The organism is Leisingera sp. S232 (genome assembly GCF_049800895.1).
Lineage (GTDB): Bacteria > Pseudomonadota > Alphaproteobacteria > Rhodobacterales > Rhodobacteraceae > Leisingera.
In genome coordinates this window covers 35893-48887 of record NZ_JBNAFX010000025.1, presented here as the reverse complement: position 1 = coordinate 48887, position 12995 = coordinate 35893, and the positions used below count along the sequence as shown (strand labels likewise).

The 12995-nt window shown below is 61.2% G+C and carries 12 protein-coding genes and 1 riboswitch; of the genes, 2 read left to right on the top strand and 10 right to left on the bottom strand.

Translation table 11 applies throughout. From position 1 onward, the window contains the following. Positions 1 to 23: 23 nt before the first annotated feature. The 5 genes from ACP151_RS14900 to ACP151_RS14880 all read right to left on the bottom strand — a co-directional run bounded on the left by ACP151_RS14900 (position 24) and on the right by ACP151_RS14880 (position 6032). Entirely contained in the window at positions 24 to 1262 is a 1239-nt protein-coding gene (locus ACP151_RS14900) for an aspartate kinase (protein WP_424979694.1), read from the bottom strand. Positions 1263 to 1466: 204 nt separating this feature from the next. After that, the gene (locus tag ACP151_RS14895; protein WP_424979692.1) at positions 1467 to 2915 is read right to left on the bottom strand and encodes a TrkH family potassium uptake protein; all 1449 of its coding nucleotides are present in this window, start codon (positions 2913 to 2915) and stop codon (positions 1467 to 1469) included. A 47-nt stretch (positions 2916 to 2962) separates the two neighbouring features. Continuing rightward, on the bottom strand, positions 2963 to 3655 hold the full coding sequence (locus ACP151_RS14890) for a hypothetical protein (RefSeq protein WP_424979691.1): 693 nt from the start codon (positions 3653 to 3655) through the stop codon (positions 2963 to 2965). Positions 3656 to 3963: 308 nt separating this feature from the next. Beyond that, positions 3964 to 5067: a GTP cyclohydrolase FolE2 gene (gene folE2, locus ACP151_RS14885; protein WP_424979690.1), complete on the bottom strand. Its 1104-nt coding sequence runs from the start codon at positions 5065 to 5067 to the stop codon at positions 3964 to 3966. A gap of 110 nt (positions 5068 to 5177) precedes the next feature. Continuing rightward, on the bottom strand, positions 5178 to 6032 hold the full coding sequence (locus tag ACP151_RS14880) for a LysR substrate-binding domain-containing protein (RefSeq protein ID WP_424979689.1): 855 nt from the start codon (positions 6030 to 6032) through the stop codon (positions 5178 to 5180). 111 nt (positions 6033 to 6143) lie between these two features. On the opposite strand from ACP151_RS14880, the gene ACP151_RS14875 reads away from it, so the two are divergent. Next, the gene (locus ACP151_RS14875; RefSeq protein WP_424979688.1) at positions 6144 to 6932 is read left to right on the top strand and encodes a HalD/BesD family halogenase; all 789 of its coding nucleotides are present in this window, start codon (positions 6144 to 6146) and stop codon (positions 6930 to 6932) included. Between the two features lie 119 nt (positions 6933 to 7051). On the opposite strand, the gene metZ is transcribed toward ACP151_RS14875, so the two are convergent. After that, complete coding sequence (gene metZ, locus ACP151_RS14870) at positions 7052 to 8242, bottom strand: O-succinylhomoserine sulfhydrylase (RefSeq protein WP_424979687.1); 1191 nt, start codon at positions 8240 to 8242, stop codon at positions 7052 to 7054. A 59-nt stretch (positions 8243 to 8301) separates the two neighbouring features. Continuing rightward, positions 8302 to 8379, bottom strand: a riboswitch (SAM riboswitch). A gap of 143 nt (positions 8380 to 8522) precedes the next feature. Here metZ and ACP151_RS14865 point away from each other — a divergent pair. Further along, positions 8523 to 9206 (top strand): glutathione S-transferase N-terminal domain-containing protein, encoded by a 684-nt coding sequence (locus ACP151_RS14865; protein ID WP_424979686.1) that lies wholly within the window; start codon positions 8523 to 8525, stop codon positions 9204 to 9206. A 159-nt stretch (positions 9207 to 9365) separates the two neighbouring features. Here the strand turns inward: ACP151_RS14865 and ACP151_RS14860 are convergent, their stop codons facing one another. From ACP151_RS14860 to ACP151_RS14845, 4 genes are all read right to left on the bottom strand, one after another. Next, positions 9366 to 9977, bottom strand: coding sequence for an inner membrane-spanning protein YciB (locus ACP151_RS14860; RefSeq protein ID WP_424979685.1), 612 nt, complete (start codon positions 9975 to 9977; stop codon positions 9366 to 9368). A 32-nt stretch (positions 9978 to 10009) separates the two neighbouring features. Continuing rightward, a complete protein-coding gene (locus ACP151_RS14855) occupies positions 10010 to 10912 on the bottom strand; it encodes an EamA family transporter (RefSeq protein ID WP_424979684.1) in 903 nt (300 codons plus the stop codon). Between the two features lie 82 nt (positions 10913 to 10994). Continuing rightward, a complete protein-coding gene (gene ftsY, locus ACP151_RS14850) occupies positions 10995 to 12149 on the bottom strand; it encodes a signal recognition particle-docking protein FtsY (RefSeq protein ID WP_424979683.1) in 1155 nt (384 codons plus the stop codon). Between the two features lie 87 nt (positions 12150 to 12236). After that, positions 12237 to 12908 (bottom strand): lysoplasmalogenase family protein, encoded by a 672-nt coding sequence (locus ACP151_RS14845; RefSeq protein ID WP_424979682.1) that lies wholly within the window; start codon positions 12906 to 12908, stop codon positions 12237 to 12239. Between the last annotated feature and the right edge of the window lie 87 nt (positions 12909 to 12995).

Sequence of the window (12995 nt, the reverse complement as noted above, 5' to 3'; positions counted from 1 at the left end):
TAATTTCCTTTCCAGCTAAGCGTTTAGCCGGCTTTTTCCAGTTCAAACGCATCATGCAGCGCCTGCACGGCCAGCTCCATGTATTTGCGGTCGATCAGCACCGAAATCTTGATCTCAGAGGTGGTAATGACCTTGATGTTGACGCCTTCATCCGACAACACCTTGAACATCTTTGCCGCCACGCCGGACTGCGAACGCATGCCGATGCCGACCACCGACACTTTGGCCACATCAATGTCGGCCAGCAGTTCAGCATAGTTCAGCTCGCCCTGCTCCTTGATCGCCAGCAGCGCTTTTTCGGCACGCGCCACCTGGTCGGTCGGACAGGAGAAGGTCATATCCGTGCGGCCGTCTTCCGAGACGTCCTGCACAATCATATCGACGTTCACACCCGCTTCGGACAGCGTGGTAAAGATGGTCGCCGCAATACCCGGGCGGTCTGCCACCGACTGCACGGTCAGCTTGGCTTCGTCACGGGAATAGGCCACACCGGCCACAACATTGGATTCCATGATTTCCTCCTCGTCGCAGACCAGGGTTCCGGCCTCGTCGGACTGTTCCTCAAAACTCGACAGCACGCGCAGCTTCACCTTATAGCGCATTGCCAGTTCAACCGAGCGTGTCTGCAGCACCTTGGCCCCCAGCGAGGCCAGCTCCAGCATTTCCTCAAACGCAATCTTGTCCAGCTTGCGCGCCTTGCCGCAGATCCGCGGGTCGGTGGTATAAACGCCGTCCACATCGGTGTAGATGTCGCAGCGTTCTGCCTCAAAGGCTGCTGCAAATGCTACGGCGGTGGTGTCAGAACCACCACGGCCCAGCGTGGTGATGCGGCCCTCGGGACTGATGCCCTGGAAACCGGCCACAACCGCCACTTTCATGCCTTCGGCAAACTTGGCGTTGATGTTCTCCGGCGGGATCTCCTCGATCCGGGCCTGGCTGTGCGCCGAGGTGGTCTTGAGCGGCACCTGCCAGCCCTGCCAGCTGCGCGCCGGGATATCCATCTCCTGCAGCGTCAGCGCCATCAGGCCTGCGGTCACATTCTCGCCCGAGGACACAACCGCGTCGTATTCGCGCGCGTCATACAGCGGCGAGGTCTCACCGACCCAGCCAACCAGTTCGTTGGTCTTGCCGGACATCGCCGATACGATGACGATCACGTCATAGCCCTTGGCCACCTCAACGCCCACACGTTTGGCGGCGCGGCGGATGCGGTCAAGATTGGCGACTGAGGTGCCGCCGAATTTCATCACAAGTACGGGCATGCGGAACGGGTCTCCCTGCGCTTGCGGGTTTCAGTCCCGAGCCTCATATGCGAGCGGCCCCCCAAGGGCAAGAGCATGCGCGCCTTACAGACAAGTAAGCTGCAGCCCCGCCCAGAAATTCAGTGCGGCAAAGCACCACAAGGCGCCGCTGACGCAATTTCTGGCAAACCCGCAGACTGCAGGGCAGCCCGCTGGCAGCATCCTTCAGGCGCGCCAGAACCGCAGGGTCAGGATCGCATAAACAGCCATCAGCTCCAGCCGCCCGATCAGCATCGCACCGCTCAATATCCACTTTGCCGGGTCGTTCAGGGAAGAGAAATTGCCCGCAGGTCCGATGATATCGCCCAGGCCGGGGCCGATATTGGCCATCGCCGTTGCAGCCCCGGAAACTGCCGTCACAAAATCCAACCCGGTCAGCGCCAGCATCCAGGCGACAATGCCCAGTGTCACCACAAAGAACATGAAAAAGGAGATCACCGAGCTGAGAACATCAGCATCCACCGGGCGGCCTTCATACCGCGTCAGGAACATCCCATGCGGCGACCGGATGCGCTGGATCTGCACCTTGATCGAGGCAAACAGCAGCTGGTACCGGAAAATTTTCACGGAACACGCCGTCGACCCCGCACAGCCGCCAATCAGCCCCGTGAAGAAGAAGATCATCACAAGGAAACTGCCCCACTGCATATAGTCCGCACTGGCATAGCCGGTGCCGGACATGATCGAGGTGATATTGAACAGCGCCGAACGCAGCGCCTCCTCGCCCCCATGCGGGCGGGCGTAGTACAGAACCCCTGTCGCCACTGCGACCAGCAACCCCAATGTCACCATGAACCCGCGGATCTGACTGTCGCGCAGCAAAGGGGTACCGTAGCCATTGATCAACTGCACATACCGCACAAATGGCAGCGCAGCCAAAATCATGAAAACAGAAGCGGCATATTCCACCGACCCGGAAAAGGCGCCAAAGGAGGCGTCGTAATTTGCAAAACCGCCGGTTGCGATGGTCGTCATCGCATGTACCAGCCCATCAAAGGGCCCCATGCCCATCATCATGTAAACCAGCATGCAGGCCATCGTCAGCGACACGTAGATCAGCGAAATCTGTTTGGCGATCGCCTGTGCACGGGGCAGAATTTTCCCAAAGGTATCAAAGCTCTCGGATTTGAAGATCTGCATCCCGCCAACCCGCAGCTCAGGCAGGAACACCATCGCAACCACGATGATGCCGATGCCGCCCAGCCATTGTAGGATGCCGCGCCACAGCAGCAGCCCACGCGGCAGATCATCAAGACCCGAGATCACGGTGGAACCGGTGGTGGTCAGCCCGGACATCGCTTCAAAGAATGCATCGACAAAGCGCAGCTCGGTTGCGCCCAGCATCAGCGGGATCGCCCCGAACAATGGCAGCGCCAGCCAGACCGTGGTGGTCAGCAGGAAGGTCTGACGGATGCTCAACCCCTCCTTAACACCGTTGGCGCAGCTCAGCGCCAGCAGACCGCCCACCAGAATGGTGAACACTGCGCTTTCCAGAAACACATGCCATTCCCCCCGGCCGTCATAAAGATCGACCAGCAGCGGGAACACCATCATGGCCCCCAGAATAACGACCAAAAGGCCGATGACATACCCAACCGGGCGCAGATCCAACATGCGGCGCAGCGTTGGCCCGCAGCGCCGCAAGTGTCAAGTCTGCGGTCTTATTCGTCGCTGTCGCCGGTGCCCGCAGCGTTGCGCGTCGGCATCTGCGGCGGCGTGGCGGGTTTGCGCGGCCGTTTTTGCGGTGTGTCTTTCATATTCTGCGCCTGATCCGCAGCGCTGCGACTGCCTGCTGAAACGCTAGAAGGTTCAGCAGGCGTAGCCTGAACAGCAGCAGCTTCGGTCCGGACTGCCGCTTTGGCAGCAGCGACAGGCTTTTCAGCCGAACCCGCTTTGGCTGCCGCATGTTTCACCGTTTCTGCCTGGCCTGCCGGTCCACCGGCCTGCGGCTTGGGCTTGGTAGCCGCCGCACTGGTTCCGGGCTTCAGCTGCTTGCGGTCAGGCGCCGTGCGGACAGCAGCCTGGCGGGCAGAGGTCTTGCGGGCAGCCGACTTGCGCTGCACCGGTTTTCTTGGCTGTGTGCCGACCTGCTTTTCCGCTACAGCATCCGCCGCAGCATCCGGCTTCTGAAGGTCTTGCGGAGCGGCCTCAGTTTCGCCCGCCGCTGCTGACATTCCCGCCTGCAACAGGCGCCGCTGAGCCTCCAGCATGGACCGGGCCAGCCGCATCTGCTGATAAGGCGCCTGCAGCGCGGCCTCAGCCGCCTGACGCCACAGCTTCACCTGCATACCGGCCGCAATTCCCGCCCATTCATGCATTCTTGCCGGCAGCCCGGCCATCTGATGTTTGCTCATCATCGGAATCTCCCTGAAATTTTGTGCTAGACGTGCTCCGGAACATGCTGCCCTGTTCGGACAACAACGACGGGAGCAGGCGCCGGAGAGCCTCCGGGCCGGATGCAGCGGAATTCGAGCCGTCCTTTTGCAGACACCAGCGCACAAGCTCCCTCCTCCGATGGAAGGTCTTTCCAAAGGAGTCCCAGAGCAGGCTAACATGGGTTTCTGCACAGCAGCATAAAACTTGCAGCAATGCAGAAATTGCCGCGGTTCAAACAGCCGCCCGCCTCATTTCCAGGCAAATTTTCAGGCAAATCCGGCGGGGTTTACCCCTGGTGGATCAGAGTCGAGAACAGCTTGGGATCCAGACTCATGGATTTGAACAGCGCACCTTGCGTCAGCACGCTGACCGCATCATGGCTGTGCAGGCTTTCCTGATGGCTTGCCACCACCCGGAAGTCACCGATCCGCGCATCGCCCTGCAGGGCTTGGCAGAACAGCCGCGCCGCGTCTTCGACAAAGATCGGATTGGCCGCGTTCAGCTCGGCAAAGGCCTGCTCATCCTCGCGTTTCACCATCACCTGGGTCTCGGTCGGCACCGCCTTGCGGCACAGTTCGATCAGGTCCTCGAACCACAGACAGTCGCTGCCCGGCACCGACTGCACCGAAATCCGTGCCACTGAGCGTTGCGAGTGCGGAGTTGCCAGCTGTCCACGCGCCTGGCGGGCATGCTCTGACAATTCCAACGAGCATGGGCAGGTCGAGGAATAGACATAATCCAGGTGCATGATCTTCTCACGCACACCGTCATGATCCACCAGTTCCAGCGCAAAGTCGTAATATTGATAGCCGCTCAGCCCCGAGCGCAGACTATTCACCCGCACCGGAAAGGAAAACCGCATCTGGATGCGCGCATCCGGGCTGTCCAGATCGCTCAGATAATCGTCCAGCGCGCTGGCCATCACCTCAAAGCTAAAGGTGCTTTCCGCGTGTTTGTAGAAGGTCCGCATGATCCGGGACATGTTGATGCCCTTCTTGCCCGCGTCCAGAGACACGGTGCCGGTCACGCTGGTTTCCAGCGTCAGATCACCGTCGTCGCGCGTATGAAACCGGATCGGCAGGCGGAAGTTCGAAATACCCACATGCTGGATCTGCTCCTTGGCGCCGCGGATCAGGCTGGTCGGCCCGTTCTGCAAATCCGGCAGCGTCGCACGATAGGTCTCATCCGACTGGAAGCCTTCAGGATATTGCCGCGACAGCTCGGGGTAATTGCCGACTTCACGGCCCGGCAGCAGCCGCGCCACCGCCGGATCCAGCTCGGCGACTTCGGTTTCCGTCACAGTTCCGGCCCAGGCCCGCAGCACCTTCAGCGCCGCAGCCGCATCCTCGCGGTCCGGCGCCTCGGCAGCGTCGCGGTTATGAATGTTCATCGGCACATCCCCCAGTGATACGGCCCATATAGAGACCGGCAGGCCACTCTCATATACTGTTACGCGGCAATTTTCAAAACGGATCCGCCATTTGCGGCAGTACCGGCGCCTTAACGGACCCCCAGCACCTCTGCAAGGGCTCGCAAGCGGCGGGATCGTGACTTGTAATGAGGGGTGACCAGTACGTAGGGGCGTGGCATTTCCAGCGCAGGGCCGTCCAGCCGGTGCAGCCTCCCTGCTCCGGTTTCGCTCTCCACCACCTGCTCCGGCAGCAATCCGATGCCCAGCCCCGCCTGCACCAGGGCGACCACCGATGGCACCGACTGCCCAATGGCCACCGCAACAGCATTTTGGCGCACAATCCCGTGCTGCTCGAAATAGTGCCGCCAGCCCGGCACCGACGTGATCGTCTCGCCCCAGCTCACTTCCACCAGCGGCGCTGTCCGGATCTCCATTTGGGGCTCCATGCCAACCGGCACCAGCCGGTCGGCAAACAGGTCCTGTGTCCGGTGTTCAGGGTGCTCACCGCCATAGGTCAGACGGGCGTCAATCCCCTCTGCTTCCAGGTCAATCCGGTCATCCTCAATCCTGAGCCGCACAGTCACATCAGGCCGTGCCTCTGCAAAGGCCTTCAGCCGCTGCGGCAGCCACAGAAGCGCCAGAGCAGGCGTGGCGGAAATCACCAGCGGCCGGCGAGAGCCGCCATCGGTCAGCGCCTCGGTGAAACTGGCGATCTCGGCCAGCGCTCCGGCCGCCTTCTGATAATACCCGCGCCCGGCATCGGTCAGCCGCACCCGGTTGGCCCGGCGGGTGAACAGCTTGAGGCCCAGCCAGTCCTCCAGGTTCTTCACCTGCATTGACACCGCAGCAGAACTGACACCCAGTTCCGCCCCCGCAGCCGAAAAGCTGCCGGTGCGGGCGGCGCATTCAAAGGCGCGCAGGGCGTTCAGTGGTGGCAGCTTCATAGTGGCACATTGTAAGAAATTCTTATGCTCGCCAAGATATTTTATAGTGGTCAGATCACGACCCAGCACGCAGGTTTCCGACAAACCTCAGGAAACACCAAGGAACACCCGATGCACGGCATTCTCGATCTCGACCGTTACCCGCTCGACCGCCCCGGCACGCCAGAATGGCAAGCCCTGGTGGACCGCTGCCGCGCTGAGCTGGCAGCGGACGGTATGTTCAGCCTTGCCGGGCTGATGAAACCGGACGTCGCCCAGAGTGCTGCCGATGCGCTGAAGGGAAAGTTCGAAACCGAAAGCTTTCACCACAAGCGCTGGCACAACATCTATTTCAAGGACGCAGTCGACGGCCTGGCGCCGGACCACCCGGCGCTACAAAAGGTCGAGACCTCGAATTTCACCCTTTGCGCTGACCAGTTCCCGGACTCGCCGGTGTTGCGGCTTTATGACTGGCCGCCTTTTGCCCAGTTCCTGGCCGCCACCATGGACAAGCCTGCGCTCTACACTATGGACGATCCGCTGGCGCGGCTGAACATCATGTCCTACGGTGCCGATCAGGCGCTGAACTGGCATTTCGACCGCTCCGAATTCACCACAACCATGCTGCTGCAGGCTCCGGACGAAGGCGGCGAGTTCATCTACAGCCCGGAACTGCGCACGGACGATGACCCAAATTACGAAGGGGTTGAGCGGCTGCTGGCGGGGACTGATCCGAACATGCGCTCAATCACCCTCGATCCCGGCACTCTCAATATTTTCCGCGGCAAGAACTCGCCCCACCGGGTCGGCACGGTAAAAGGATCAAAGACACGGGTGATCGCGGTTTTCACCTTCTATGAAAACCCCGGCGTGCGGTTCTCGGACGAGGAAAACATCGGCTTCTACGGCCGGGCCTCCTGACCCGGCATCTGTCCCAAAAAAGAGAGGGGGCTGTCTGCCCCCTCTTGAGCCTGCGGCTCAATTCACCCCCGAGGATACTTTCGGCCAGATGAATAAAGGATCTTCCGACTGAAGTGGTGCTACGCCTGCGAAATCTCCAGCGCAGCCTTCAAATCGGCGATCAGGTCGTCCGCATCTTCCAGCCCGACCGAAAAACGCACCAGACCGGGGGTAATACCCAGCTCTTCCTTCAATTCATCCGTCAGCCGCTGATGGGTGGTGGTCGCCGGATGGGTGGCGATGGATTTTGCATCGCCCAGATTGTTGGAGATTACCGGAATGGTCAACGCATTCAGACACTTGAACGCCGCCGCCTTGCCGCCCTTCAGATCCAGAGACAAGACGGTACCGCCCTTGCCGCCCAGTTGGCTCTGCACCAGCGCGCTCTGCGCATGGCCCGGCAGACCCGGGTAGATGGTGCGCTCCAGCGCCGGATGGCCATCCAGAGCCTCGGCAATCTTCAGCGCGCTTTCAGCCTGTGCGTTGACACGCAGATCAATCGTCTCCAGTCCCTTCAGCATCACCCAGGCATTGAACGGGCTGAGGCTGCCGCCGGTATGCTTCATATAGGGTTCCAGCGTGCCGCGGATGTAGTCCTTGGTGCCCAGCACCACACCGCCCAGCGCCCGGCCCTGGCCATCAATATGCTTGGTCGCGGAATAAATCACCACGTCGGCGCCCTGCGCGATGGCCTCCGAGAACACCGGGGTCGAGAACACATTGTCCACCACCACTGTTGCCCCAACAGCATGCGCGATCTCTGCGACGCCTGCGATATCGATCACCTCCAGCGTCGGGTTCGACATGCTCTCGAAAAACACCGCCTTGGTGTCCGGACGCACCGCCGCCTTCCAGGCCTCCAGATCGGTGCCGTCGATAAAGGTCACCTCGACTCCGAAACGGCCCAGAACATCGGCCAGGATATAGTTGCAGGAGCCGAACAGCGCCTTGGCTGACACAATGTGATCACCCGCCTTCACCAGCGAGGTCAGTGCGCCGTTCACGGCCGCCATGCCCGACGCGGTGGCAAAGGCATCCTCTGCCCCTTCCAGCGCCGCGATACGCTTTTCGAACATGTCTACAGTGGGGTTGCCATAGCGGGCATAGATGAACTCATCCGGGCCGGTCTCGATGAACCGCGCCTCTGCCTGCTCGGCGTTGTCGTAGACAAAGCCCTGGGTCAGGAAAATGGCTTCGCTCACCTCATTGTACTGGCTGCGCCGGATGCCGCCGTGGACCAATTTGGTGCGCTTGTTCCAATTCTCGCTCATAGTCTGTCTCCTAGCGCCCTCAGCGCACAAAAAAACCCCAATCGGCCAAGCGAAAGGGGGTCCTTCACGTCCTGACCTCTTTAGCGGTGTGTTTAACGTGGCCCGCAATCCGGTAACAAATCGCCACGATGTGATGCCCGGGCTTTACGCAGTTTGCGGGATTCGGTCAAGCATCAGCAGAAGCGTTCGTTTCAAATAACACCGAAGTCAGCCCCCCATGCCCTTGCCTGCCCACAGGCGCCTGTGGTCCTGTAGCCACGCAATCTGACGGAGAGTTCACATGCAGGATATGATCCAGCTCTATTACTGGCCTACGCCCAATGGCTGGAAAACCTCCATTGCGCTGGAGGAAATGGGCCTGCCATACGAGGTAACGCTGATCGATATCTCCAAGGGTGATCAGTTCGCGCCAGATTTTCTGGAAATTTCACCCAATAACAGAATGCCTGCGATCACCGACCCGGATGGGCCCGATGGCGCACCGGTATCGCTGTTCGAGAGCGGCGCCATCCTGCAATATCTGGCCCGCAAGACAGGCCAGTTTTATGGCACGGATGAGCGCAGTCGGCTCAAGGCAGATCAATGGCTGATGTGGCAGATGGGCGGCGTCGGTCCGATGGCCGGCCAGGCGCATCATTTCCTGAAATATGCGCCCGAGGACTTGCCTTACGCCAAAGACCGCTACCGGGCGGAGGTCGCCCGCCTCTACGGTGTGCTGGACCGTCAGCTGGCTGAGAATGAATATGCAGCCGGACCGGAGTATACGATTGCCGACATGGCGATCTGGCCCTGGGCCTCGCTCTGGGAGGGTCAGCAGCAAACACTTGAGGACAAGCCGCATCTGTGCCGCTGGCTGGAGCTGATGTGGGCCCGCCCCGGCGTCGTGGCCGGGCGGGCGCTGCATGCGGATCTGCGGGCGGACCGCTCGGATACCAAAGCGCAGCAGGTGATTTTCGGAAAATGACCCGATACGGCGCCTAACGCGCCGTGCCTTCGGCGAGGGTATTTGAGACCAGAAAGAAGCGGGACCGCAGCACACCGCAGGGGGGCTGCCATGCCCAAGGCTTTTTCTCTCATCTATGATGAGAGGCAAAGGCGCGGGAGCACGCCCTTGCCACCCGGGTTACTCCGCCGGGCCGGTTTCTTCCTCAACGCTGTATTTTTGCAGCAGCTGGCCTTGAAACATGAAGAAGGCGAACATCGCCACAGGCAAGCCGAAAGTCTTGAAGTAAACCCAGGTCTCAGTGCTTTGGCTGCGCCAGATCAGCTCATTCGCAACGGCAAGGCCAAAAAAGAAGCCGCACAGGCGCCGGGTCAGAACCATCCAGCCCTCCTGCTGCAGCGGCATCAGTTCCTCCATCACAACTTTCAGCCAGCTTTGACCGCGCAGGAGGCCGATACCCAGCAGGCCGCCAAACAGCAGATACAGTATCGTCGGCTTCATCTTGATGAAACGGTCGTCATTGAACCAGACCGACATGCCGCCGAACAGCACCACCAGGACAAGCGTGGCAAACTGCATCCGCGACAGATGGCCGGTCAGCTTCCACAGCGCCAAAGTGGACGCCGCGATCAGCGGAATGAAGGCCGCAGTGATGACGATAAAGCCCTTGTACTCGCTGCCACCGATCAGGAACACTTCATCTTTCAGCTTCAGATAGCCGATGAAGAACAGGACAACCGGGCCCAGCTCCAGCACCATTTTCAGGGTCGGGTTGATTTTCTTTCCGGCCATGGGGCCTCCTGTCTGCTCTGCTTGCGGCGGTCTCAGCCGCCCATTTCCACTATCACGGCGCCCAGCGCGATCAAAGCCATCAAGGCAATCCGCCGCGGACCCACGGTTTCCTTAAGCACCAGCCAGCCGATGAGAGCCGCAAACACGGTCGAGGTCTCGCGCAGCACCGCCGCCTCGCCCACCTTGTCCAGCCTGGTGGCCAGCATGATCCCCCCGAAAGAGGCAAAGGCCAACAGACCGCCAAAGACCCCCTTGGCCATCAGCGCCCCCCGCGCCTGCGGCTCCGTCATGCGGCGCCAGCGCGCAAAAGCAATAGCGGGAAACACCAGCCCGTCGATCATGAAAAACCACGCAAGGAAGGTGAAGGGATCCGCCGTCGCGCGGATGCCATAGGCGTCATACGTGGTGTAGCCTGCTACAAACAACCCGGTCACCACCGCCAGCCCCAGCGCTATTCCCAGCGTCTCGCGGTTCGTAGTTAAGTAGCGGTAGTTATATCCCGCAAGGCCAAAGATGCCGGCCAGCAGCACCGCCACCCCCAGCCATTGCACTAGCGTGAACACCTCGCCGAACAGGAAAAAGGAGCCAATGACGGTGAACAGCGGCCCGGTTCCGCGCACCACCGGGTAGACTACCGTATAGCTGCCCTTGGTATAGGCCATCGCCTGAAACAGCTTGTAGAAAACGTGGATCACCCAGGCGCTGGCAAAGATCAGCCACATATGCGGCTCTGGCCAGGGCACCACAAACAGCGCAAAAGGCGCCGCCATCACACAGTAGGAAAAATCGATCGCCCCGCGCGACAGCCAGGGATCATGTCTGCCCTTTTGCAGCGCACCGAAAACCGCATGCAGAAAGGCGGCCCAGATGGCCAGAAACAGCGCCGCCTGATGTCCCGTCTCAGTGCCTTCCAGGGAGATCAGCCAATCGCTCACTTCAAATACCTTTGCGCCGGGTGAGGGCACCGGGGGCCAGCCCCCGGACCCCCGGGATATTTTCAGTCAGAAGAATGACGGATCAGGATTTCTCCAGTCCCGTCAGCGCCGCGGCAAATTCCTCGGGATCAAACGGCGCCAGGTCGTCGATCTGCTCACCCACACCGATGGCGTGGATCGGCAGGCCGAACTTGTCCGCCAGCGCCACAAGAACGCCGCCCTTGGCAGTGCCGTCCAGCTTGGTCATCACCAGGCCCGACACATCCGCCAGCTGCTGGAAGGTGCCGACCTGGCTCAGCGCGTTCTGGCCGGTGGTGGCATCCAGCACCAGAAGCGTGTTGTGCGGCGCGGTCTCGTCCTTCTTGCGGATGACGCGGACGATCTTGGCCAGCTCCTCCATCAGGTCTGCCCGGTTCTGCAGCCGCCCGGCGGTATCGATCATCAGGAGGTCAGCACCGTCTTCCTGGGCCTTGGTCATGGCATCAAACGCCAGTGACGCCGGGTCGGAGCCTTCTGGCGCAGTCAGCACCGGCACGCCGGCGCGATCGCCCCAAACCTGCAGCTGTTCGACAGCCGCAGCGCGGAAGGTGTCACCCGCGGCAATCACCACCTTCTTGCCAGCGCCTTTGAACTGGCTTGCCAGCTTGCCGATGGTCGTGGTCTTGCCCGAGCCATTCACCCCCACCACCAGCACCACCTGCGGGCGCTTGGCATAAATCGGCAGGGGTTTGGCCACCGGTTCCATGATCCGCGCAACTTCCTGCGCCAGCAGTTCTTTGATCTCGCGGCTAGAGACCTTCCTGCCCATCCGCCCTTCGGCCAGGTTCGCAGTTACACGCAGCGCTGTGTCCACCCCCATGTCGGCGGTAATCAGCAGCTCTTCCAGCTGTTCCAACATGTCGTCATCCAGCGCCCGGCGCGGCTCAGCCGCAGCAGAGCGGCCCATCAGCCGTCCCAAGAGGCCCGGGGATTTCTTCTCAGACACTGGCGCAGGCTGAGGTGCTGGCGCGGACCTAGGAGCCGCTGTGGAATGCGGCTCGGGTTCGGGCGCGGGCTCCGCAATAGGTTCGGGCTGCGGAACCGGCGCAGGCTCAGTCTGTTGCGGCGTTAGGGCCTGGGCCTCCGCCGTCTCCGCCGCAGCGCTCTCCGCCCCGTCCTCGACAATCGCATCAAGCCCCTGCTCGAGCTTGGACGAGGATTTGAACAGCCGCTCCTTGAGCTTTGAAAAAAACGCCATCTTGGTCTCCACAGGGAATGGGCACAGGGGTTTCAACCCACCTAATGCGGAAATGCCGGAAGTGCAAAGCGCAAGCGGCGCTGAACATCAGGAAAAAATAGCCACAAAGCCTGCCTGCGCGCCCCAGTAGAGCGGCCAGACAGCATAAGGTGTGATCCGGCGCAGCGGATGGGATTGTCCCAGCACAAAGGTTTCCGCCGCCAGCACCATGTCCGACAACATGAAGGCACAGGCCGCGGCAAAGACCCAAGTGCCAAACGGCAACGTCAGCGCCGCCGCCCCCATGCCAAGGATGATCGGGATATAGGCAAGGACTGGCCCCTGCAATTCCCCGGCCCGCGGCGCCAGGACGCGGGCCATGATCAGCCCCAGCACCATGAGCAAGACCAGAACACCCGCTCCCGGCATCTGGATGAGCAGGCCTACGTTGCTTTCTGCCCGCGTCAGGAACAGCCCCGCATAGACCAGATGGCCCGCGGCAAAGGCTGCAACCCCGGCCCTGAAGGAGGCATCCCCTTCCCGCGACAGGAAAAAGTCCCCCAGCGCGCACAGCCCCAGCGCCGCCACCAGAAGCAGCGGTGCATCGCCCAGCAGCGCCGCCAGCGCCAGGGCCGCAACAGATGCCGTCTTGGTGATGCTGCGGACAGATCCAGGCTGCTGCGCGGTTTGAAACAGATAGACCAGCGCGCAAACCGCTGCTGCCGCCCAAAGCCCTGTTTCCATCACCATGTTCCGCTTGCCGCACCGTTTTACCGCCATTCTGAACCTGGCCGCAGAGCTGCGTCAAAGATGACCCAGCGGGAACCGCCGCAAAAAATTTGGCGCCAGCTGCGGCCTCTGCCACAA